The following is a 20,787-nucleotide window of genomic DNA, read 5'->3' as shown; positions in this document are numbered from 1 at the left end:
CCAAATTAGGTGGTTGGAAAGATACCAAGAGGACGGGCAGAGCTTCAATAAAGGCACTTTGGGAAGGATGGTTTAAACTGCAAACCATCCTTGAAGGCTACGAGCTCGCAATGTCTCTTGATCACTAGACTTGTGATCAAGAGACAGGCGTCTATCGCAGGCTTTTTTGTTTAAAGTCCGGAGAAGCGATAAGTTAGGCCGACTTCAAACGACCATCCCACATCACGCTGAATTAAAGGGCTGTCGCTATCGTGATGCACAAACTCAGCTTTAGAAATGCCAATCCAAGATGGTGTGAACTCATACAAACCGATAATTCCCGCTTGATAAACAAAAGTAGAGTCGGCTTTGAACTCGTTTAACCCAGATGCAGCGGCCTCTTGTGCAGAGACACTGTAGAGGTGGTGAGAGAGTTTTTTGTCACGATAGTCGACTTCAAGATATGGAGTCAGGGTAAAAGGTGGCAACCAAGTTTCTAACGTCCGACCGAGATGCAATTGAACTTCATAGCCATTGTGTTCTGAAGTGACATCATGCAAATAAGTCAGTCTCGCGCCAACCGTTCCTAAGGTAATACCAAGCTCGCCATTACCATCGCGGTCGTTGATGCCATTTGGCAAATCGGCAAAGGTATCGGAGACTTCTGCAAAACGCCAATTGGCCGATACGCCTACGTAGGGTAACGCTTGCCAGTTGGCTAAGCTGCCATCGATAAAACCTATCGGCCCTGAATAAAACAGATTCGGTGTTGCGCCAAATTGAGGGGTGTCTTTGATGGAAAACACGCTTTCGCCATAGGTGGCGCTGCCGCCAACAATGCCAAAAGACTCATTGTTAGCCAATGAAAGAGGGCTCGATAAAAGCAAAGTGAGAGAAAAGGCAATCCGTGACTTCATAAATAAAACTCCGTTCTTGTTCTAACAACAAAGAACGGAGTTTTGTGATTCCTATTTCATCAACGAATGATTTTCATGCGAGGGGGAGGCGCAATCAACGCTTGGCAAGGATTCTATCGAGGTGGTTAGCGAACTCTCTGCGCTCCGTTTGAGACAAAGCTGCAGGGCCGCCAGTCTGAATGCCACTTGAGCGCATGGTGTCCATGAAATCACGGATATTCAAGCGCGCTTTGATGGTGTCTTTGGTGTATAACTCGCCTCGTGAGCTCAGTGCTTGAGCACCTTTGCTGATCACTTCGTCTGCCAATGGGATATCAGAGGTGATTACTAAGTCATTGGCTTCGACACGACGAACAATTTCATTGTCGGCAATATCAAAGCCAGCAGGGACTTGCAAGGAGTGGATATTGGCTCGTTTAGGTACAGGGACCACATGGTTGGCTACAAATGTACATTCAACGCCTGTGCGCTCAGCGGCGCGTACAATCGTCTCTCTGATTACTTTCGGACAAGCATCCGCATCTACCCACAGCTTCATGATGTTTTCTCATTGAGTTTTGCTTCCAGTTCCTCTACTCGAGCAACCAACTTCGCCACGGTATTCTCCAGCGCAACAATGCGATCTTCTTCTTTCGGAGTTTGCACCGCTACTTCCACTTTAGGGATACGGTTTGCGCTCTTCCAACTTTTGATGGTTGCGATTAATGCAGGCATCGGCACGGGCGTTTTCATTCGTGCTTTGACCAGAGCCACAGTGGGCTCTTTGCCTTGCTGTTGTAGCTGCTCCATCACGGCTTCCAGCTCTTTAGTGACGTCTTGAGTTAACATAATTTGTCCCTACTAAAATGACTTCTATCATCATACTTTGCGCGGTTGATTTTAGCGAATAGCAATTTCGGCAGTGCCTTGTGCGAGATCTCTCACACGGGTTGTGAGAGAAAACGATTTCGTCATCAGCCAAACAGAATGCTTTGCATTTAAGTACATGAAAAATATCATTTTAACATGCTGTTAACGAAGTTTTTCAACAAAAGATTTTCTCGGGTAGATTGTGATTTAAAGGGAAAAGCGTAAATTAAACCTTGTCGGCAGGAAGCAGACATGGAACAGGAAAGCACCAAGGATTTGGTCATCGTCAGGACGACGATTTGATTATTCAGGATGAGTGATCAAGCAAGGAGCGTAGGACATTGTAAGGATACATTCATCAATAGGATGTTGATGACTAAGGATAGACAATGGACCCCTCATTGGATTGAGGTAAGGACAGCATCAGGACGATGCAAAGGACACCGCTCAAGGAACAAGTGATGTGTGCTAACGGGGAATGTTAGCAATCAGGATGATAAGGACACCGCTAGGACGGCGACGTAAGGACTAAGCTGACGGATTCAGCCACTATTATGGATGATGCATGGAGCACTAATTAGTAGCCGGACTGCTGCGAGTAAGACTATGGCCCCGATACGCTAGTGTCGGGGTCTTTCTTATTTTGGCACTTACATAACTTAAAATAATTAAAAGTGTCAATATCACATTATTTATAAATTCCTTACAACACTGAATAAAAAACAATCCAGATCAATATCCTTTCCAATCAGTTGGTTTAACTTTCGGCTTCTCTAAATGGCGTTATGTACCGCATAACAATGTCAAAGCGATAACAAAACTATCGTTATTGAATTTTGCTATGTGGATAAATTAAGTTTGCTGTAATCAAGGAACAGATGTGACCATAGTAACCAGAAGAATGCTTCTTCTACCCTACAATGAGTCGTTGCAACTAGAGTTCGTGATGTTAAATTGCTGCGCTAAAAACCGCGCAGAGATGAATGGACCTCATACCGTATCTTCTGCCAAACAGTTGTTTGAGAAGATCTTGGATGATGAGAATGTCCACAGTATGGCGGTGCTTGAGAGTACAAGCCGTGATTACATGGGACACGTGTTCATTTCAAACCTAGATCATGAACCAGAGCTAGGTTTTATCTTTGATAAGGCTTATTGGGGCAAAGGGTTAGCGACAGAAGCGCTAAAGGCGTTTTTCCCGAAAGCGTGCCGTGAGCTTGGGCTGCACAAAGTCAAAGCAAGTGTGAATAGCCACCACGAAGCATCCATGGCAGTACTGGAAAAACTGGGATTTACGAAGAAAAGAGAAAGCAAGGACCTTTACGGCCCTTACTTTGAAATGGAATTCACAAGCGATGTGGCGGTAGGTGAAAGTTCAGCGGCCTAAACCCGATCATCGTTAACTCACCTTGGTAGCAGTCATCACCAAGGGATGAAAACTCAAATTGATACACTGTATGCCAACGCCAGATTCCGTCTGGCGTTTTCAATTTATGCGCACCAAATGCAATGCTGACTAATTGCAAATCTAATTGATCACACTTACGCGAAATAGCCGCTTTTGCCAACTCTGACTGACGTCGTTGTTGCCAAAACAAAAAACAAAAAAAGCACAGTCCTAAAATGGCTAGTAGGTCACCGATCATCCCTAATCCTTCATTATCCCTTTGTTGCTTGCTGCAGTTTGACTAATGCCGTCGCTAGCTCTTCCGATGGGCTAGAGTGCAACAAAGGTAGCAATACCATTCTTAGCTCTGGAAGCATAACTAAATCGGCAAACAACTGATTAAATAGGGCTTGGTTACCCGTTTGTGCGAGGCGCAGCAAAAATTGTTCAGCGATATCTGCGTTGGCTAATAAGTGCCAAGTACGGCCAGCGATACCGATCAACACTTCTTGGTGACTCAAGCGCGGGCTTTGCAAAATCATTGTTAAGATGGGCTGTGACACCTTGATCGGTGCACCCGCCAGAGCTCGAATCAGAGCAGAAAGTAAGAACAAGTCAGGTTCGTTGCTTTCGATTTCTTGCTGCGCTTTCTCGGCAATGCGCTCAGCCAAACGTTCTTGTAGGTCGACATGTTCAAGCGCGCCGAGTAGGGCGTAAAGTGGTTCATTAGGCAAGTGGTTAAGCGCTATACGCAAAGTCACGGCATTTTGTTCTTTGCCCAGGCGTGCGGCAATATCAGTGATGCCTTGCAGACCAACCGTTTGCCAGTTGTCCCAACCTAGGTCACCGGTAAAGTAGTGCTGAGTGTGCTCGTAATACTGGCTGGTGGGTAAGTCTAAGTTCGCGCGAACTTGGCTGTGGAAGACAGCCATCTTTTCTTCTGCAGGTTTAAACGTGTATGGGTTGTTAGAAAGCTTTTGTTGTTGCTCTTCCGACATTTCCTCACTCAGGCGAGTACCCATCGCTTCAACGACGTATTTAATGAAGTTTCCGATGTCGGATTGCTTAAGCAAACCACGCTCATCCAGCTCAAACTTTAGAAACCAAATCCAAGGCTGCTTTTGCTCATTCCAGTACGCGATTGCGAGGTGCGCTTTACGCTGCATTGGGAATGGGTAAGGGCACTGGCCTTTTTCCACATCCGCAAACACTTGTGCATCGATGGTTTTGATACGACGACCAAGGTCGAAGATTTGATATTCACAATGGCTGTTATTTAACAGCTGAGTGAGGGTCTGAATGTTTTCCATTAAATACGACATCCTAATGTTCTTTTCACAAGAAATGGTATCATTCTCGGCTAATTCAAGGTTCGAGGCGGAATTAATGGCAACAAACACCCAATTGGTCGACTTACTTCAACAACTTGAAGCACAATTGCGCCATCATGATCTGTGGCAGCACACTATGCCATCGGAAAAAGCACTGCAAAGTACGGAACCATTTGCTATTGATACACTTCACCCGCATGAGTGGCTGCAGTGGATCTTTATTGCCCGTATGCATGCGTTAGTGGAAAGTAACCAACCTTTGCCACGTGGCTTTTCTATTGAGCCGTATTTTGCAGAAGCGTGGAAACAAGAGCCGCATTACGCCGAGCTATTAGTGACTATTCGAACCATCGACGAACTATGTAAGTAACCTCAATGTCAGAACAAGAAACATCACCATCCGTTGAACCCGTTGTATTAGAGATCGTTTATCAGGACGAGTACTTTGTTGCGGTCAACAAACCTGCCGGAATGCTCGTGCACCGTAGTTGGTTGGATAAGCATGAGACTCAATTCGTGATGCAAACGCTGCGCGATCAAATTGGTCAGCATGTGTTTCCACTGCATCGTTTGGATCGCCCAACCTCAGGTGTACTTGTGTTTGCTTTATCCAGCGAAGTTGCTTCACAAGTCATGCCTATGTTTGCTGAGCACAAGATGGAGAAAACCTATCATGCGATCGTTCGAGGCTGGATCGAGGAAGAAGGCGTACTGGATTACGCTCTGAAAGTCGAACTCGATAAGATTGCCGATAAGTTTGCTTCGCAAGAGAAAGAAGCACAAGAAGCAGTAACGGCATATAAACCGCTAGCAAAAGTGGAAGTTCCTTATTCAACAGGCAAGTTCCCGACCACACGATACTGTTTGATGGAAATGAAGCCAAAGACTGGGCGTAAGCATCAGTTGCGTCGTCACATGGCTCACCTACGTCATCCAATCGTTGGTGATACGACACACGGTGATGGCAAGCACAACAAGTTGTACCGTACCGAATTCGACTCTCATCGACTGTTGCTGCATGCATCAGAGTTGCGCTTTGTGCATCCGTTTACCGATGAAGAAATCGTGATGAAAGCCAATATCGATGAAACTTGGCAGCAGTTATTTGCGAGATTTGAGTGGGATGCATCGTTGGTGCAATAAGCGGTTAGGTTGATCCGCTATTCGCTGTATTAAACAAAGAAAGGGGTTGGTATCGGTACCAACCCCTTTTTAATTTTTCAGTCTTAATGTTTTATTTCAGCTTTTCTAGATCCGCTTCGATCTCGGCGATCTTGCTGGAAACGACTTTCTCCAAGTGACGAAGATCAGAGAGAATCTTTTCTTTTACATCCACTTCAGCCACTTTCACAGGCTTAGTGATCTTGTTTAGCTCATCGATCACAAGCGTCAGGTTACGGTTGATTTCGGTTACTTCTTTGTATTTATGACTGCCGCTATCTACTAATACATTTTTAACTTGGCGTGGGTATTTGAACTTCACACTCTTAGCGAAAAACTCGCCTTTCTGTTTGTGAAAGTAGATCTTTAGGACGTCTTTGTGTGCTTCTTGGCGCAGGGAGTAACGTTCAATCTGTTTTGGGTCATGGATGCCCAAACCAGTGAGGTGTGGATACATAGGCTACCTCTGTGTATTGAATTGGAGTCCATACAACTGTAGCAGCCCATTTATGAGCTAGATAGCTGATATTTAGTCAAATTGCTCAACTTGTGGGCAAGATCGCTATCGTTCTTGCCCACCTTAGTTGTTGATCAAGCGCTGGTTTTCTCTCAAGCCGAAACTGGGTCAGAGAGTTTTTCAATCAGCTTTTCACGCAGCTCGTCTTGTTGCTCTTCACTGAGCCTGCCGCCGGCTTCACTCGTCAGAATAAACAAGTCTTCAGCGCGCTCACCAATGGTGGTGATTTTTGCTGCATGGAGGTTAATGCCCAAGTCAGCAAAGGTACGGCCGACTTTCGCCAGAAGCCCTGGTGTATCGAGAGCGACAAACTCCATCAAAGTGCGTTTTTTGCTCTTGGTTGGCAGGAAGTCGACTTTGGTTTTTACGTTGAAATGCTGAAGTTTGTTTGGTGTACGGCGCGTCTTAATTTTCGTCGGACGGCCATCTTCCAGTACGTGCGTAATGTGTTTGGTCACTGCGCTGTGACGACCTTCTTCAATCGCTTTACCGTGTTGGTCCAGTACCATAAAGGTATCGAGTACATAACCATCTTTACTGGTCATGATTTGTGCGTCGTGTACGTTAAAGTTGCGACGGTCAAGCTCAGCAACGACAGTAGCAAACAACGCCGGTTGGTCCGGGCTGTAGACGAACACTTCAGTACCGCCACGTGTGGCTTTCTTACTGATCAGAACCAACGGTTTACTTGGATCTTCCATATGAAGTAAATGTTCGCAGTGCCAAGCGATTTGCTTGTGGGTATGACGCAAGAAGTAATCGGCTTTAAAGCGCTGCCACAGTACTTCAATTTCACGAGCAGAGAAGCCTTCTTTGCGTAATAGGGCAGAGGCCATTTGTTGGTTATGACGAATACGTTCACGCACATCTACAGGGTTTTCTAGGCCACGGCGCAGCGCACGTTGGGTGGAATAGAATAACTCTGCGAGCAAGGTACGTTTCCAGCTGTTCCAAAGCTCAGGGTTGGTCGCGCAGATATCGGCTACCGTCAGACACACAAGGTACTCAAGGTACTCTTCATCACGCACTTGCTTAGCAAATTCGGTGATCACGTCCGGGTCGTAAATGTCTCGGCGTTGAGCCGTCACGGACATCAATAAGTGATGCCTTACTAGCCAACTTACCAATTTCGCTTCTGGCTTAGACAAGCCGTGCTCAATACAGAAATCATATGCCTCACCTTCGCCGATCACCGAATGGTCACCACCACGTCCTTTACCGATGTCGTGGAAAATCGCGGCCAGAATCAGTAGCTCTTTCTTCTGAATTCGAGGATAAACTTCGCAGCAAATTGGGTGTTTACTGTGGTTCTCTGCGTAGCTGAAGGTGTTAATGTGCTTGAGTAGACGAATACTGTGCTCATCCACGGTATATACATGGAATAGGTCGAATTGCATCTGGCCGACAATTTGGCTCCATTGCGGAAGATACGCCGCCAGTACGCCAAGCTTGTGCATTAGACTGAACGCCTTATGCAGTGCATTTGGATGACGGCACAGCGCCATAAATTTTTCACGTGCTTCTGGAATAGTGTGCAAGAACTTGTTTAATCGACGACGCGCAGTACGTAACTGACGCAACGTTGGAGGGCTTACGCCTTCAATACTCGAATCATTGGCGATGTGCAGGAACATATCTAAAATTGTTTCTGGGCGTGCTTGGAAGAGTGCTGGTTTGCGTGCTTCGATCAGTGCGCCACGACGTTGGAAATCTTCATCGATGATTTCTGCATCCTCGGAAGCGCCACCATTGATGATCGCTTGATCGAACAGCTTGAGTAGCATCTTATTCAACTCTGCCACACGACGAAGGGTACGGTAGAACTCCTTCATCATCATCTCGACGCCTCGGTTACCTTCTCCAACGTAGCCAAGGTGCTCAGCGACTTGTGCCTGATGAGCAAAAGTTAATCGGTTGTCGTAACGACGCAGCTCTATATGCAGGGCAAAACGTACACGCCATAGGAAATCCTGACATTCAACCAGCTCGCGGTATTCCGCATCGGTTAAGAATCCGTAGCGACTCATCTCCAACAATGAGGTCGCACCGAAGTGACGTCGTGCCACCCAGCTTAAAGTGTGAATATCACGTAGACCGCCTGGGGTCGACTTAATGTCGGGTTCAAGATTGTAGGTGGTGTCATGGTAGCGCGCGTGGCGTTCACGCTGCTCTTGAATCTTGGCACGGTAAAAAGTTTCGCTTGGCCAGAAAGAATCAGATAGCACTACTTTCTTTAAGGCTTGGAAAGTGTCTTCACTGCCGCAAAGCAAACGCGCTTCTTGCAGGTTCGTGGCAACGGTTAAGTCTGAACGTCCAATCTCTGCACATTCATCCACAGTGCGCACTGCGTGGCCGACTTCTAGGCGTAAATCCCACAATAGGGTAATGAACTCACTGATTTTAGCTTCCAGAGCGTTTGGCAGCTTGTTCTGCGACAGAATCAAAATGTCGATATCAGACAGAGGATGTAATTCACCACGTCCGTAACCACCGACGGCAACTAAGGAAATATTATGTATGTCTTTGAATCCGAAGTGTTGCCATAAACGATTGAGGAGTAAATCCATGTACTCAGCGCGTGACAAAACAAGGTTGGTCACAGGGTGGTGCTGTAGAAATTCTTCTTTTTGGTATGAACTGAATTTTTCGAGTTCTTGCTTAAGTTCGCCGATGTTTATCTGTTCATCGGTAAACGTAAGAGGTGACTGAAGGGTCATATTTGCTATCCGTGCAAGCTAAAACTATTAGCAATCTAACAAATTTGCTGCAGATAAAAAATATCCCCGCATGGGCGGGGATATGGAAAGTGATGGGTGATTAAACGTTTTTCATCATACGTGGAATGGTATCGTCGCTGCGAAGTGTAAGCACTTCACAACCTTCTTTGGTTACCACGATAGTGTGTTCCCACTGCGCAGAGTTCTTACCGTCACCAGTGTAAACCGTCCAATCATCTTGAGCATCAACAGTACAACCGAATTTACCCGCGTTGATCATTGGCTCGATAGTAAAACACATGCCTTCTTTTAGTACGCGGCGGTCTTTGTTCTTGTAGTGAACCACTTGTGGCTCTTCGTGGAACTCATCACCGATGCCGTGACCACAGAAGTCTTTCACGATAGAGAACTTGTTGCGTGGGTTGTTCTTGTTGTTCTCTTTGATGTACTTCTCGATTGCTGTACCGATATCACCAACCGTTGCACCAGGCTTAACTTGACGCATACCGATGTACAGAGACTCTTGAGCAACCATACACAAACGTTTATTTGCTGGAGATACATCGCCCACTAGGAACATTTTAGACGTGTCACCGTGGTAGCCTTGTGGACGAACGCTTAGATCTGCGTTTTCATCGTTAGGAACGATAACCGTGATATCAACGTTGATGATGTCGCCATCTTTAAGTACAGCGGGCTTCATTTGGCCGTTTGCACCTTTTTCGTCTTGCGCCGCAGGAATACCGTGACAAACGATGTGGTTGATTGACGTACAGATTGATTTAGGGAATCCATGGTAATCAAGCGGTGCAGAGTAAGCGCCTCGCTCTAGAGCGTAATCGTGACAGATTTGGTTTAATTCGTCTGTCGTCACACCCGCTTTAATATGGGGTTCGATCATTTCTAGAGTATCTGCGGCTAGCTTGCCCGCAATACGCATGCGTTCGATTTCTTCAGCAGTTTTAATCTTGATTGACATTGGCTTTCTCTATTTATTCGTAAGCACGCAAACGTGCGAATGCGCGCATTCTATCAGACATCTTGCAGTTAACCCAAGCCAGTTAAGAATATGAGTCATTCTTACTTGTAGTCTAGTCATGGAATTTAAGAGAGAGTAGGGGTGAGTGTGATAGGTAAATTAGAATTGTAAGAAACAATTTTTACTAGCCATGTTGGGCTAAAATATGGTATAAAGCGCGCCGGAATCGAGGACTGTTCTCTTTACTTTTCGTTAGAGAAGTGGCGAAGCAGGCTTCTTCCGATTAACTTTTATCTTTAAATCACACACATTCCGTCACATGTTCCGGGGTGCTGAGCTGAAGCTTGGTCGGAATTATGGGGGATGTGGAGGCCTAACCCCATAGAGGATTTTAAAATGGCAACTGTATCAATGCGCGATATGCTGAAAGCTGGTGTTCACTTCGGTCACCAAACTCGTTACTGGAACCCAAAAATGAAGCCATTCATCTTTGGTGCTCGTAACCGCGTTCACATCATCAACCTAGAAAAAACTGTACCAATGTTCAACGAAGCTCTAGCTGAATTAGCTAAAGTTGGCGAGAAGAAAGGTAAAGTTCTATTCGTAGGTACCAAGCGCGCTGCATCTGAAGCTGTTAAAGAAGCTGCAATCGCAAGCAACCAATACTACGTTAACAACCGTTGGTTGGGCGGCATGCTAACGAACTACAAAACAGTTCGTCAGTCAATCAAGCGTCTAAAAGATTTCGAAGCACAAGCACAAGACGGTACTTTCGAAAAACTAACTAAGAAAGAAGCTCTAATGCGTACTCGTGAAATGGAGAAGCTAGAGAAATCTCTTGGTGGTATCAAAGATATGGGCGGCCTACCAGACGCTCTATTCGTAATCGACGCTGATCACGAGCACATTGCAATTAAAGAAGCTAACAACCTAGGTATTCCAGTATACGCTGTGGTAGATACTAACTCTAACCCAGACGGCGTTGACTACATCATCCCAGGTAACGACGACGCGATCCGCGCAGTTCAACTATACCTAAACGCTGCAGCATCTGCAGTGTCTGAAGGTCGCAACAAAGACGTTGCAGCAGTTGCTGAAAAAGACGGTTTCGTAGAAGCTGAATAATAACGGCTCTGTGTCACACTTAGTTTATGTGAAACCTTGTTGTAGCATAGACTGAGTTATAGTTAGCAATGGGGGCCGACAATGTAGGCCCCTGTTTTTTACCTTATTTCGAATCAAACGAGGAATAGAGAATGGCAACTGTAACTGCTGCTCTAGTTAAAGAACTTCGCGAGCGCACTGGCGCTGGCATGATGGAATGTAAGAAAGCGCTTGTAGAAGCAAACGCTGACATCGAACTAGCAATTGAAAACATGCGTAAATCAGGCGCAGCGAAAGCAGCTAAAAAAGCTGGTAACGTTGCAGCTGAAGGCGCAATCATCATCAAAGAAGAAAACGGCGTTGCTGTTCTTCTTGAAGTTAACTGCCAAACTGACTTCGTTGCTAAAGACGGTAACTTCACTGCATTCGCAGACAAAGTAGCACTTGACGCTCTAGCGACTAAAGCTACTGCTGAAGAGCTAGTTGCTAAGTTCGAAGAAGAGCGCGTAGCTCTAGTTGCTAAAATCGGCGAAAACATCAACATCCGTCGCGTTGCTTACGTTGAAGGTACTGCAATCGCTTCTTACCGTCACGGTGAGAAAATCGGTGTTGTTGTTGCTGGTGAAGGCGACGCAGAAACTCTTAAGCACGTTGCAATGCACGTTGCTGCTTCTAAGCCTGAGTTCGTTAACCCAGAAGACGTACCAGCTGACGTAGTTGCTAAAGAGAAAGAAGTTCAAGTTGAAATCGCTATGAACGAAGGCAAGCCACAAGAGATCGCTGAGAAGATGGTTATCGGCCGCATGAAGAAATTCACTGGCGAAATCTCTCTAACTGGTCAAGCTTTCATCATGGAACCTAAGAAATCTGTTGGCGAAATGCTAAAAGAGAAAGGTGCTTCTGTTGCTACATTCGTTCGCCTAGAAGTAGGTGAAGGTATCGAGAAAGCAGCTGAAATGAGCTTCGCAGAAGAAGTAGCACTAGCTCAAAAAGGTTAATCCTTAGCGACTTGTGTAAATATTAGACCGTGGCCAAGGCTGCGGTCTTTTTACGAAAAGAGCGGCAAAAACTTAGCCGTGATGAATAGCTATAAGTCACCTTGTGTCTATTCATGACTGTTAATCGACAACTCTCTTTTGGAAGGTAAACTCCATGACTACGAACCCTAAACCAGCGTATCAACGTATTCTATTAAAACTGAGTGGTGAAGCTCTTCAAGGCGAAGAAGGTTTTGGTATTGACCCAGCGGTTCTTGACCGTATGGCTCAAGAAGTGAAAGAGCTGGTTGAACTGGGTGTTCAAGTTGGTGTGGTAATCGGCGGTGGTAACCTGTTCCGTGGTGCTGGTCTTGCGGAAGCGGGTATGAACCGTGTAGTAGGCGACCACATGGGTATGCTTGCAACAGTAATGAACGGTCTAGCAATGCGTGATGCACTTCACCGTGCTTACGTAAACGCTCGTGTAATGTCTGCAATTCCTCTAAAAGGCGTGTGTGACGACTACAATTGGGCAGACGCTATCCGCGAACTTCGCCAAGGCCGTGTAGTAATCTTCTCTGCAGGTACTGGTAACCCATTCTTCACTACAGATTCAGCAGCGTGTCTACGCGGTATCGAAATCGAAGCTGACGTAGTGCTAAAAGCAACGAAAGTTGATGGCGTATTTACTGCTGACCCAGTAGCAAACCCAGACGCAGAGCTGTATGATAAGCTATCTTACAATGAAGTTCTGGATAAAGAACTGAAAGTAATGGATTTGGCTGCGTTCACACTTGCTCGTGACCACAAAATGCCAATCCGTGTATTTAACATGAACAAACCAGGCGCACTACGTCGCGTGGTTATGGGTGAAGCTGAAGGCACGCTGATCAACGCTGACGCATAATCCTAAACGCCATCCACGCTAGGTTGGATGGCGTTTCGCTTTGCTCAACCCTTTTAGGCTTTCTTCAGGAAAGATGACATTTTTAAGGTGAAACCGTGATTAACGAAATCAATAAAGACGCGCAAGAGCGCATGGACAAAAGCGTTGAAGCGCTAAAGAACAACCTTTCTAAAGTTCGTACTGGCCGCGCGCACCCAAGCCTACTATCTGGTATCTCTGTAGAGTACTACGGTGCTCCTACTCCTCTTAACCAAGTAGCAAACGTTGTTGCAGAAGACGCTCGTACTCTAGCAATCACAGTTTTCGACAAAGAACTGACTCAAAAAGTTGAAAAAGCGATCATGATGTCTGACCTTGGCCTAAACCCAATGTCTGCTGGCACAATCATCCGCGTTCCACTTCCACCGCTAACAGAAGAGCGTCGTAAAGACCTAGTTAAGATTGTTCGTGGTGAAGCTGAAGGCGCACGTGTTGCTGTTCGTAACATCCGTCGTGACGCAAACAGCGACCTAAAAGGTCTTCTAAAAGATAAAGAAATCTCTGAAGACGAAGATCGTAAAGCACAAGACGAAATTCAAAAACTGACTGACGTAGCAGTTAAGAAGATCGACGAAGTTCTTGCTGCTAAAGAAAAAGAGTTGATGGAAGTTTAATACTCCCACCCACATCACTGTTGGAAAACGCTGTGCTCACAGTGCAGCGTTTTTTTGTGTTAGTCTATCCAACTGATGGAACTCAATTAACTCCCTATGCAAAATTCTCAAGCCTTCTCTGATTCCCTCCCTAAGCATATTGCCATCATTATGGACGGTAATGGCCGTTGGGCTAAGTCCAAAGGAAAACCTCGCGTATTCGGTCATAAAAAAGGCGTTAACGCCGTTCGCAAGACCGTTGCTGCAGCTTCTAAACTCGGTATTAAAGCCATGACGTTGTTCGCTTTTAGTAGTGAAAACTGGCGTCGTCCTGAGGAAGAAGTGGGCCTGTTGATGGAGCTGTTCATTTCGGTACTTTCTAGCGAAGTGAAAAAGCTGCATAAAAACAACTTACGCCTGCGTGTCATTGGTGATACCAGCCGCTTTAGTGAGCGACTGCAAGGTAAAATTGCGGAAGCAGAAGCACTGACGGCAAACAACACGGGTATGGTGATTAACATTGCGGCTAACTATGGCGGCAAATGGGATATCACAGAGGCGGCAAAAACGTTGGCGTTAAAAGCGCGTAACGGTGAGATCCGTGTAGAGGATATCAATGAGCAGCTGATTACCCAGCATCTAACAATGGCAGACCTTCCAGAAGTGGATCTTTTGATCCGTACAAGTGGAGAGTGTCGCATTAGTAACTTCATGCTGTGGCAAATGGCGTATGCTGAAATGTACTTTACTCCGGAGTACTGGCCAGAGTTTGGCGAAGACAGCTTAGTAGAAGCTGTAACTTGGTTTATTAACCGAGAGCGTCGCTTTGGTTGTACTGGCGAGCAAGTAAAGGCATTGATGGCTGCTCAATAAGGACTAGTTAGTTTGAAACAGAGAATAATAACAGCACTAATTTTAGCTCCCCTTGTAATTTTAGGTATTTTTAAATTACCCCTAATCGGCTTCATCATCGCTTTGACGGCGATTACGCTATTAGGTTTTTGGGAGTGGACCCAGTTTACAGAAAGCAAATCACGCATCGCTGCCCTCGTACCAGCCGTTGTCGTAACCGGACTCAGTTTTCTATTCATTTCGCCTGATGCAGTAAGCCTTAACCAACTGGCAACACCGCATTACACAGTTTTAGCGCTCGGTTTTGTTTGGTGGATTATCGCCAGCACAATGGCCATTACTTACCCTAAAACCACCAACCTATGGCAAGGCAGCAAAGCGCTTCGTCATGTGTTTGGTTTTCTGACTTTGATCCCTTTCCTTTGGAGCGTGATCATTCTTAGAGCTTCCGATATTTCAGTAGATCCATACCACGGCGCAAAACTTGTGCTGTATGTTTGCTTCTTGGTATGGGCTGCAGACAGTGGCGCTTACTTTGCTGGTAAAAGCATGGGTAAACGTAAAATGGCGCCGCATGTGAGTCCAAACAAGACTATCGAAGGTTTGATTGGCGGCATCATCGCAGCATTGATTGTTGGTTGGTTGTTCGCAGGTTGGTTTGATATCCAATTCACCAGCCCAGTTCACATGGTGATCATTACATTGATTACGGTTGTGATTTCCGTACTTGGTGACCTAGTAGAAAGCATGTTCAAACGTGTTTCAGGCATCAAAGACAGCAGCAATATTATTCCAGGGCACGGCGGTATTCTTGATCGTATCGACAGCCTGACCGCTGCCTTCCCAGTATTTGCTCTTCTTTACTACGTATTCTAATTTATCGGGAGCGGCTTCGTCGCTCCTGAATTTTTCTAACGGTCTTACATCATGCAAAAGTTAACGATTCTTGGTGCAACAGGCTCAATCGGTGCAAGCACACTTAAAGTGGTTGAACAAAACCCTGAGCTGTTTTCTATCGTCGCATTAGCGGCAAGCACTAACGTTGAAAAGATGGTCGCGCTCTGCCGTAAATGGCAACCAAAATACGCTGTAATGGCGGATAAAGCGGCGGCTGTGGCGCTTAAGTCAGAGTTGGCTTCAGTGTCTCCTCGTACAGAAGTGTTGGGTGGTGTTGATGCGCTTTGTCATGTGTCTGCCCTAAAAGAAGTCGACAGCGTGATGGCGGCTATTGTTGGTGCGGCAGGTCTGCTTCCAACCATGGCAGCGGTAAAAGCGGGCAAGCGTGTTCTCCTTGCGAACAAAGAAGCACTGGTGATGTCTGGGCAACTGTTTATCGATGCAGTTGAAGAGCACGGCGCAGAGCTACTTCCTGTTGATAGCGAACACAATGCGATCTTCCAGTGCCTACCTCAACAAGTTCAAACTAACCTAGGTCGCTGTAACTTAGAAGAGCATGGTATTTCATCTATCCTGCTTACTGGTTCTGGTGGTCCATTCCGCTACACGGATATCGCTGAGCTTGAGAGTGTTACTCCTGCACAGGCAATCGCTCACCCTAACTGGTCGATGGGACCTAAGATCTCGGTCGATTCTGCAACCATGATGAACAAAGGTCTTGAGTACATTGAAGCAAAATGGCTGTTTAATGCGGCTCGCGAACAGCTGAAAGTGATCATTCACCCTCAGTCTGTGATTCATTCTATGGTGCAATACCGAGACGGTTCAGTCTTAGCACAAATGGGTGAGCCAGATATGGCAACGCCGATTGCACTGACCATGTCTTACCCATCTCGTGTGAATGCTGGTGTGAAACCACTCGACTTTACTCAAGTGGGTGAGTTGACGTTCCTTCAACCCGACTTTGCTCGCTACCCGTGTTTGAAGCTAGCGATTGATGCTTGTTATGAAGGTCAACATGCTACGACCGCTCTGAATGCAGCAAACGAAGTCGCTGTTGATGCTTTCTTGAATAACCGTCTTGGTTTCACTGATATCGCTCGCATCAATGAATCAGTTTTGAACAAAATCACTGCAAGCCATAAAAGTGAGAATGTGAATAGCTTGGAAAGCTTGATAGAGCTAGATAGAATGTCACGAACTATCGCCTTAGAATTTTTACGCGAGCGTAGCTAATGACTGGTATTTTGTGGAATTTGGTTTCTTTTATCGTTGCACTGGGCATCTTGGTGGCCGTGCACGAGTATGGTCACTTTTGGGTTGCGCGTCGTTGCGGTGTAAAAGTTGAAAAGTTTTCTATCGGTTTTGGTAAGTCTATTTGGAGTAAAGTAGGCAAAGATGGAACTGAGTACAGCATCTCGATGATTCCGCTGGGCGGCTACGTTAAGATGGTGGACAGCCGTGTTGATGAAGTGCCTGAGCACGAAAAGCATTTGGCGTTTGACCAAAAGCCACTTTGGAAGCGCACATCGATTGTGGCGGCGGGTCCGATTTTCAATTTTCTCTTCGCCATTGTGGCGTACTGGCTGGTCTTTTTGATTGGTGTACCAGCAGTGAAGCCGGTAATTGGTGAAGTTACGCCCAATTCAATCATCGCAGAAGCAGGAATTGAATCAGGGATGGAACTAAAATCCATCTCAGGTATCAAAACTCCGGACTGGGAATCAGTCAACATGGGATTAGTTTCTCATATCGGTGATGATTCGATGACAGTGACGCTATCTTCAGCAAATGAAGTTGGCTCAGAAGTCACGAAGACACTTGATATCCGTGATTGGAAATTTGATCCTGAAACACAATCTGCGATGCAGTCACTAGGCTTCAAACCGTACACTCCTGAGATTTACACGGAGCTAGCGCAGGTGAGTGAAGGTGGTGCCGCTGAGAAAGCAGGCCTACAAGCTGGTGACAAAATCATCGAGATTGAAGGTGATAAGATTTCTAAGTGGGATGACGTGGTTCAAGCCATTCGTTCTAACCCAGAAACACCAATTGATGTGATCGTGTTGCGTCAAGGTGATGAGCAGTCATTTACCTTGATTCCAGGTAGTCGTGAGCTAGCTAACAAAGAAACCGTTGGCTTCGCGGGTATCGCACCTGAAGTCGCAGAATGGCCAGAAAGTTATCGCTTCGAACTACAGTTTGGTGTATTCGAGTCTATTGGCAAAGCGATTGACAAGACTGGTCAAGTTATTGGACTTACAATCAGTATGCTTAAGAAACTGATTGTAGGTGACGTTGGTCTGAACAATTTGAGCGGACCAATATCTATTGCCAAAGGAGCTGGGGCGACCGCAGACTACGGTCTGGTCTACTTTTTAGGTTTTCTGGCACTAATTAGTGTTAACCTAGGTATTATTAACCTCGTTCCTTTACCAATGTTGGATGGTGGGCATCTACTGTTTTTCGCAATCGAAGCAGTCATCCGACGCCCAGTGCCTGAGAAAGTACAGGAAATGGGCTATCGAATTGGTGGTGCGATTATCTTCTCGCTCATGGCGTTAGCGCTATTTAATGATTTTACTCGTCTGTGATAGTTCAGAGACAAAAGCAGTAGCAAGGAATAATTAGAACAAGTATGGCGATTAAGCGAATTCTGTTTGCAAGTTTACTGGCGACCAGTGTATCTGCAAACGGAGCAGAGAACTTTGTAGTTCAAGATATTGAAATCGATGGATTGCAGCGTGTGGCACTGGGTGCAGCGTTGCTGAAAATGCCTGTACGTGTCGGTGATACCGTTGACCAAGGCGATGTTGCAGAGATCATTCGCGCATTGTACGCATCGGGTAACTTCGAAGATGTAAAAGTACTGCGTAATGGTGATGTTCTGGTTGTTCAAGTAAAAGAACGTCCAACTATTGCCAGCATCTCTTTCTCAGGCAACAAAGCAATCAAGGACGAGCAGCTACAAGAAAACCTGAATGCTTCTGGCGTTCGTGAAGGTGAAGCGCTTGACCGCACAACGCTGAGCAACATCGAAAAAGGTTTGGAAGACTTTTACTATAGTGTTGGTAAATACAACGCGACCGTAAAAGCGGTTGTTACTCCATTGCCTCGTAACCGTTCTGACTTGAAATTCGTCTTCACCGAAGGTGTATCGGCGAAAATTCAGCAAATCAACTTTATCGGCAATGAAGTCTTTTCTGATGAAGACCTTCTTTCTCGTTTCAACCTAAACGTTGACGTGCCATGGTGGAACTTCCTAGCGGACGAAAAATACCAGAAGCAAGTACTTGCTGGTGACATCGAAGCGCTGAAGTCTTACTACCTAGACCGTGGTTACCTGAAATTTAACGTTGATTCGACACAAGTGGCGATTTCTCCTGACAAAAAAGGCGTATATATTACCCTAGGTCTTGAAGAAGGCGACGTGTACACCGTTAAAGACGTGAAATTCCGCGGTAATTTGATCGGTGAAGAAGCAACGTTCGAAAAGCTAGTTCCTTTCGAAGACAACGAAACGTATAACGGCTCTCGTGTTACTTCGATGGAAGAAGGCATCAAGCGTGTGCTTGGTGAATCTGGTTACGCTTACCCACAAGTAAACACCATCCCTGAGTTCGACGATGAAAACAAACAAGTATCGCTTGTTGTAAACGTTGAGCCGGGTAACCGTATTTACGTACGTGACATTCGCTTTACGGGTAACAACTCGACCAAAGACGAAGTTCTGCGTCGTGAAATGCGTCAGATGGAAGGCAGCTGGCTAAACTCGAAATCAATCGAAACCGGTAAAACGCGTCTAAACCGTCTTGGTTACTTCGAGAACGTAGAAGTACAAACGGTACGCGTACCTGGCAGCGATGACCAAGTTGACCTAGTTTACTCTGTTAAAGAAGCGAACTCAGGCAGCGTGAACTTCGGTGTCGGCTATGGTACTGAGTCGGGCGTGAGCTTCCAGGTTGGCCTACAACAAGACAACTTTATTGGTAGTGGTAACCGCGTTGGTATTAACGCGATGATGAACGACTACCAGAAAAACGTGAGCTTGGACTACCGTGACCCTTACTGGAACCTAGATGGTGTAAGTTTGGGTGGTAAGATCTTCTACGACGAGTTTGAAGCATCTGAAGCGGGTATCGTTGACTATACCAACCAAAGTTACGGCGCAAGTTTGACATGGGGTTTCCCATTCGACGAACTGAACCGCTTTGAGTTTGGTGTTGGCTACACTCACAACAAGATCGGTAACTTGTCACCTTACTTACAGGTAGAACAGTTCCTACAAGCGCAAGAAGATAACATTGATTCTAGCGGCGCGTTGAACACAAATGACTTTGACTTCAACATCTCATGGACACGTAATAACCTAAACCGTGGCTACTTCCCAACGGCGGGTAACCACCAACGTGCATTCTACAAGATGACCGTACCTGGCTCTGACGTTCAATACTTCAAGATGCAGTATGATGTTCGTCAATACGTGCCATTGACTAAGAAACACGAGTTCACACTCTTGTTCCGTGGTCGTCTAGGTTATGGTAACGGTTATGGTCAAACGGATGGCAACGATAACTTGTTCCCATTCTACGAAAACTACTACGCGGGTGGTTTTACAACACTACGTGGTTTCGGCTCGAACACAGTAGGTCCGAAAGCGGTTTATCGTGATTACTCTGGCTCGAACAACGGTGCAGATACAGCAACAGATGATGCTGTTGGTGGTAACGCTGTTGCACTTGCAAGCCTTGAGTTAATTGTTCCAACACCATTTGCTTCGGACGAAGTTCGTAACCAAATCCGTACCAGTATCTTCTTCGATATGGCGAGTGTTTGGGATACGGAATTCGATTACCGTAGCTCAGGTGCGGAATACGGCGACCGTTACTACTACGATTACTCAGATCCAACCAACTACCGCTCATCTTACGGTGCGGCGTTGCAATGGATGTCTCCAATGGGGCCTCTAGTATTCTCGCTAGCGAAACCAATTAAGAAATATGATGGCGACGATGAAGAGTTCTTCACGTTCACTATCGGTAGAACCTTCTAAAGAGGAAAATATTTTGAATAAAATGATCAAAGCAGCTGGCCTAGGCCTTCTAGTACTTAGCTCTTCAATGTTTGCTAACGCGGCTGAAGCTGCTCAGAAAATTGCTTATGTAAATACTGCTCAAGTTTTCCAAGCGCTTCCTCAACGCGAAGTAGTTCTACAAAAAATGCAGAAAGACTTTAAGAGCAAAGCAGACGAGCTGAAATCTATCCAAGCACGTGCTAAGACTAAAATTGAAAAGCTACAACGTGATGGCGAGCTTCTAGGTCAAGACGAAGTTGAAAAACTACGTATCGACATCGCTAAACTAGACAGCGAATACAAAGTGAAAGCACAAGCTCTAGAGAAAGCAAGTGCACGTCGCGAAGCTGAAGAGAAAGCGAAGCTATTCAAGACTATCCAAGACGCAGTGAAGAAAGTAGCAACGAAGAAAGGTTACGACATGGTAATCGACATTTCTTCTCTTCAGTACGGTAAGCCAGAATACAACATCTCTGAAGACGTAATTAAAGCTCTAAAATAAGAAGT

Annotated in this window: 21 protein-coding genes; 13 read left to right on the top strand and 8 right to left on the bottom strand. The window is 45.8% G+C overall.

Going from position 1 to position 20,787, the window contains the following annotated elements; all coding sequences use genetic code 11:
• Positions 1-170 precede the first annotated feature (170 nt).
• From QTO06_RS15685 to QTO06_RS15675, 3 genes are all read right to left on the bottom strand, one after another.
• Positions 171-896 carry a MipA/OmpV family protein gene (locus QTO06_RS15685; RefSeq protein WP_331408819.1) on the bottom strand — a complete coding sequence of 242 codons (726 nt, stop codon included), beginning with the start codon at positions 894-896 and terminating at the stop codon, positions 171-173.
• A gap of 94 nt (positions 897-990) precedes the next feature.
• Positions 991-1,434: a YaiI/YqxD family protein gene (locus tag QTO06_RS15680; RefSeq protein WP_005436748.1), complete on the bottom strand. Its 444-nt coding sequence runs from the start codon at positions 1,432-1,434 to the stop codon at positions 991-993.
• Positions 1,431-1,724 (bottom strand): hypothetical protein, encoded by a 294-nt coding sequence (locus QTO06_RS15675; RefSeq protein ID WP_009707429.1) that lies wholly within the window; start codon positions 1,722-1,724, stop codon positions 1,431-1,433. The genes QTO06_RS15680 and QTO06_RS15675 overlap by 4 nt, the downstream gene beginning before the upstream one ends.
• A gap of 922 nt (positions 1,725-2,646) precedes the next feature.
• Here QTO06_RS15675 and QTO06_RS15670 point away from each other — a divergent pair.
• The gene (locus QTO06_RS15670) at positions 2,647-3,132 is read left to right on the top strand and encodes a GNAT family N-acetyltransferase (protein ID WP_010650007.1); all 486 of its coding nucleotides are present in this window, start codon (positions 2,647-2,649) and stop codon (positions 3,130-3,132) included.
• Here the strand turns inward: QTO06_RS15670 and QTO06_RS15665 are convergent.
• Positions 3,092-3,391, bottom strand: coding sequence for a DUF3301 domain-containing protein (locus tag QTO06_RS15665; RefSeq protein ID WP_009707427.1), 300 nt, complete (start codon positions 3,389-3,391; stop codon positions 3,092-3,094). The two genes, QTO06_RS15670 and QTO06_RS15665, sit on opposite strands and share 41 nt — an antisense overlap.
• Before the next feature lie 13 nt (positions 3,392-3,404).
• A complete protein-coding gene (locus QTO06_RS15660; RefSeq protein ID WP_331408818.1) occupies positions 3,405-4,442 on the bottom strand; it encodes a DUF3549 family protein in 1,038 nt (345 codons plus the stop codon).
• Positions 4,443-4,518: 76 nt separating this feature from the next.
• On the opposite strand from QTO06_RS15660, the gene QTO06_RS15655 reads away from it, so the two are divergent.
• A complete protein-coding gene (locus QTO06_RS15655) occupies positions 4,519-4,833 on the top strand; it encodes a YqcC family protein (RefSeq protein WP_331408817.1) in 315 nt (104 codons plus the stop codon).
• A 5-nt stretch (positions 4,834-4,838) separates the two neighbouring features.
• The gene (gene truC, locus QTO06_RS15650; protein ID WP_005436758.1) at positions 4,839-5,606 is read left to right on the top strand and encodes a tRNA pseudouridine(65) synthase TruC; all 768 of its coding nucleotides are present in this window, start codon (positions 4,839-4,841) and stop codon (positions 5,604-5,606) included.
• Between the two features lie 91 nt (positions 5,607-5,697).
• On the opposite strand, the gene QTO06_RS15645 is transcribed toward truC, so the two are convergent.
• The 3 genes from QTO06_RS15645 to map all read right to left on the bottom strand — a co-directional run bounded on the left by QTO06_RS15645 (position 5,698) and on the right by map (position 9,837).
• Entirely contained in the window at positions 5,698-6,081 is a 384-nt protein-coding gene (locus tag QTO06_RS15645; RefSeq protein ID WP_005436760.1) for a DUF3461 family protein, read from the bottom strand.
• A 152-nt stretch (positions 6,082-6,233) separates the two neighbouring features.
• Positions 6,234-8,858, bottom strand: coding sequence for a bifunctional uridylyltransferase/uridylyl-removing protein GlnD (glnD, locus tag QTO06_RS15640; RefSeq protein WP_331408816.1), 2,625 nt, complete (start codon positions 8,856-8,858; stop codon positions 6,234-6,236).
• A 100-nt stretch (positions 8,859-8,958) separates the two neighbouring features.
• Complete coding sequence (map, locus tag QTO06_RS15635) at positions 8,959-9,837, bottom strand: type I methionyl aminopeptidase (RefSeq protein ID WP_005431715.1); 879 nt, start codon at positions 9,835-9,837, stop codon at positions 8,959-8,961.
• Between the two features lie 396 nt (positions 9,838-10,233).
• On the opposite strand from map, the gene rpsB reads away from it, so the two are divergent.
• The 10 genes from rpsB (at position 10,234) to QTO06_RS15585 (ending at position 20,782) form a co-directional block, all read left to right on the top strand.
• Positions 10,234-10,962, top strand: a complete 729-nt coding sequence (gene rpsB / locus QTO06_RS15630) for a 30S ribosomal protein S2 (RefSeq protein ID WP_005529366.1) — start codon at positions 10,234-10,236, stop codon at positions 10,960-10,962.
• A 131-nt stretch (positions 10,963-11,093) separates the two neighbouring features.
• On the top strand, positions 11,094-11,939 hold the full coding sequence (gene tsf / locus QTO06_RS15625; protein WP_005436775.1) for a translation elongation factor Ts: 846 nt from the start codon (positions 11,094-11,096) through the stop codon (positions 11,937-11,939).
• A gap of 154 nt (positions 11,940-12,093) precedes the next feature.
• Complete coding sequence (pyrH, locus tag QTO06_RS15620; RefSeq protein ID WP_038891875.1) at positions 12,094-12,825, top strand: UMP kinase; 732 nt, start codon at positions 12,094-12,096, stop codon at positions 12,823-12,825.
• Positions 12,826-12,920: 95 nt separating this feature from the next.
• The gene (gene frr, locus QTO06_RS15615; protein ID WP_005436779.1) at positions 12,921-13,478 is read left to right on the top strand and encodes a ribosome recycling factor; all 558 of its coding nucleotides are present in this window, start codon (positions 12,921-12,923) and stop codon (positions 13,476-13,478) included.
• A 96-nt stretch (positions 13,479-13,574) separates the two neighbouring features.
• Positions 13,575-14,330: an isoprenyl transferase gene (locus QTO06_RS15610; RefSeq protein WP_005529363.1), complete on the top strand. Its 756-nt coding sequence runs from the start codon at positions 13,575-13,577 to the stop codon at positions 14,328-14,330.
• A 12-nt stretch (positions 14,331-14,342) separates the two neighbouring features.
• The gene (locus QTO06_RS15605) at positions 14,343-15,185 is read left to right on the top strand and encodes a phosphatidate cytidylyltransferase (protein WP_043883305.1); all 843 of its coding nucleotides are present in this window, start codon (positions 14,343-14,345) and stop codon (positions 15,183-15,185) included.
• A 51-nt stretch (positions 15,186-15,236) separates the two neighbouring features.
• A complete protein-coding gene (ispC, locus tag QTO06_RS15600) occupies positions 15,237-16,442 on the top strand; it encodes a 1-deoxy-D-xylulose-5-phosphate reductoisomerase (RefSeq protein ID WP_331408814.1) in 1,206 nt (401 codons plus the stop codon).
• Positions 16,442-17,800, top strand: coding sequence for a sigma E protease regulator RseP (gene rseP / locus QTO06_RS15595; protein ID WP_331408812.1), 1,359 nt, complete (start codon positions 16,442-16,444; stop codon positions 17,798-17,800). Before ispC ends, rseP begins: the two co-directional genes overlap by 1 nt.
• Positions 17,801-17,844: 44 nt before the next feature.
• Positions 17,845-20,259 (top strand): outer membrane protein assembly factor BamA, encoded by a 2,415-nt coding sequence (gene bamA, locus QTO06_RS15590; RefSeq protein WP_038891873.1) that lies wholly within the window; start codon positions 17,845-17,847, stop codon positions 20,257-20,259.
• A gap of 13 nt (positions 20,260-20,272) precedes the next feature.
• Positions 20,273-20,782: an OmpH family outer membrane protein gene (locus QTO06_RS15585; RefSeq protein WP_005430239.1), complete on the top strand. Its 510-nt coding sequence runs from the start codon at positions 20,273-20,275 to the stop codon at positions 20,780-20,782.
• The last annotated feature ends 5 nt before the right edge of the window (positions 20,783-20,787 follow it).

Source organism: Vibrio sp. M260121, assembly GCF_036533715.1.
Classification (GTDB): domain Bacteria; phylum Pseudomonadota; class Gammaproteobacteria; order Enterobacterales; family Vibrionaceae; genus Vibrio.
This window is presented reverse-complemented; position numbering and strand designations above follow the sequence as displayed.

Bases quoted from the DNA above. Each gene is read 5' to 3' on its own strand.
- QTO06_RS15685 (WP_331408819.1), bottom strand. From the start codon at position 896: ATGAAGTCACGGATTGCCTTTTCTCTCACTTTGCTTTTATCGAGCCCT.
- QTO06_RS15680 (WP_005436748.1), bottom strand. From the start codon at position 1,434: ATGAAGCTGTGGGTAGATGCGGATGCTTGTCCGAAAGTAATCAGAGAG.
- QTO06_RS15675 (WP_009707429.1), bottom strand. From the start codon at position 1,724: ATGTTAACTCAAGACGTCACTAAAGAGCTGGAAGCCGTGATGGAGCAG.
- QTO06_RS15670 (WP_010650007.1), top strand. From the start codon at position 2,647: ATGCTTCTTCTACCCTACAATGAGTCGTTGCAACTAGAGTTCGTGATG.
- QTO06_RS15665 (WP_009707427.1), bottom strand. From the start codon at position 3,391: ATGATCGGTGACCTACTAGCCATTTTAGGACTGTGCTTTTTTTGTTTT.
- QTO06_RS15660 (WP_331408818.1), bottom strand. From the start codon at position 4,442: ATGGAAAACATTCAGACCCTCACTCAGCTGTTAAATAACAGCCATTGT.
- QTO06_RS15655 (WP_331408817.1), top strand. From the start codon at position 4,519: ATGGCAACAAACACCCAATTGGTCGACTTACTTCAACAACTTGAAGCA.
- truC (WP_005436758.1), top strand. From the start codon at position 4,839: ATGTCAGAACAAGAAACATCACCATCCGTTGAACCCGTTGTATTAGAG.
- QTO06_RS15645 (WP_005436760.1), bottom strand. From the start codon at position 6,081: ATGTATCCACACCTCACTGGTTTGGGCATCCATGACCCAAAACAGATT.
- glnD (WP_331408816.1), bottom strand. From the start codon at position 8,858: ATGACCCTTCAGTCACCTCTTACGTTTACCGATGAACAGATAAACATC.
- map (WP_005431715.1), bottom strand. From the start codon at position 9,837: ATGTCAATCAAGATTAAAACTGCTGAAGAAATCGAACGCATGCGTATT.
- rpsB (WP_005529366.1), top strand. From the start codon at position 10,234: ATGGCAACTGTATCAATGCGCGATATGCTGAAAGCTGGTGTTCACTTC.
- tsf (WP_005436775.1), top strand. From the start codon at position 11,094: ATGGCAACTGTAACTGCTGCTCTAGTTAAAGAACTTCGCGAGCGCACT.
- pyrH (WP_038891875.1), top strand. From the start codon at position 12,094: ATGACTACGAACCCTAAACCAGCGTATCAACGTATTCTATTAAAACTG.
- QTO06_RS15610 (WP_005529363.1), top strand. From the start codon at position 13,575: ATGCAAAATTCTCAAGCCTTCTCTGATTCCCTCCCTAAGCATATTGCC.
- ispC (WP_331408814.1), top strand. From the start codon at position 15,237: ATGCAAAAGTTAACGATTCTTGGTGCAACAGGCTCAATCGGTGCAAGC.
- rseP (WP_331408812.1), top strand. From the start codon at position 16,442: ATGACTGGTATTTTGTGGAATTTGGTTTCTTTTATCGTTGCACTGGGC.
- bamA (WP_038891873.1), top strand. From the start codon at position 17,845: ATGGCGATTAAGCGAATTCTGTTTGCAAGTTTACTGGCGACCAGTGTA.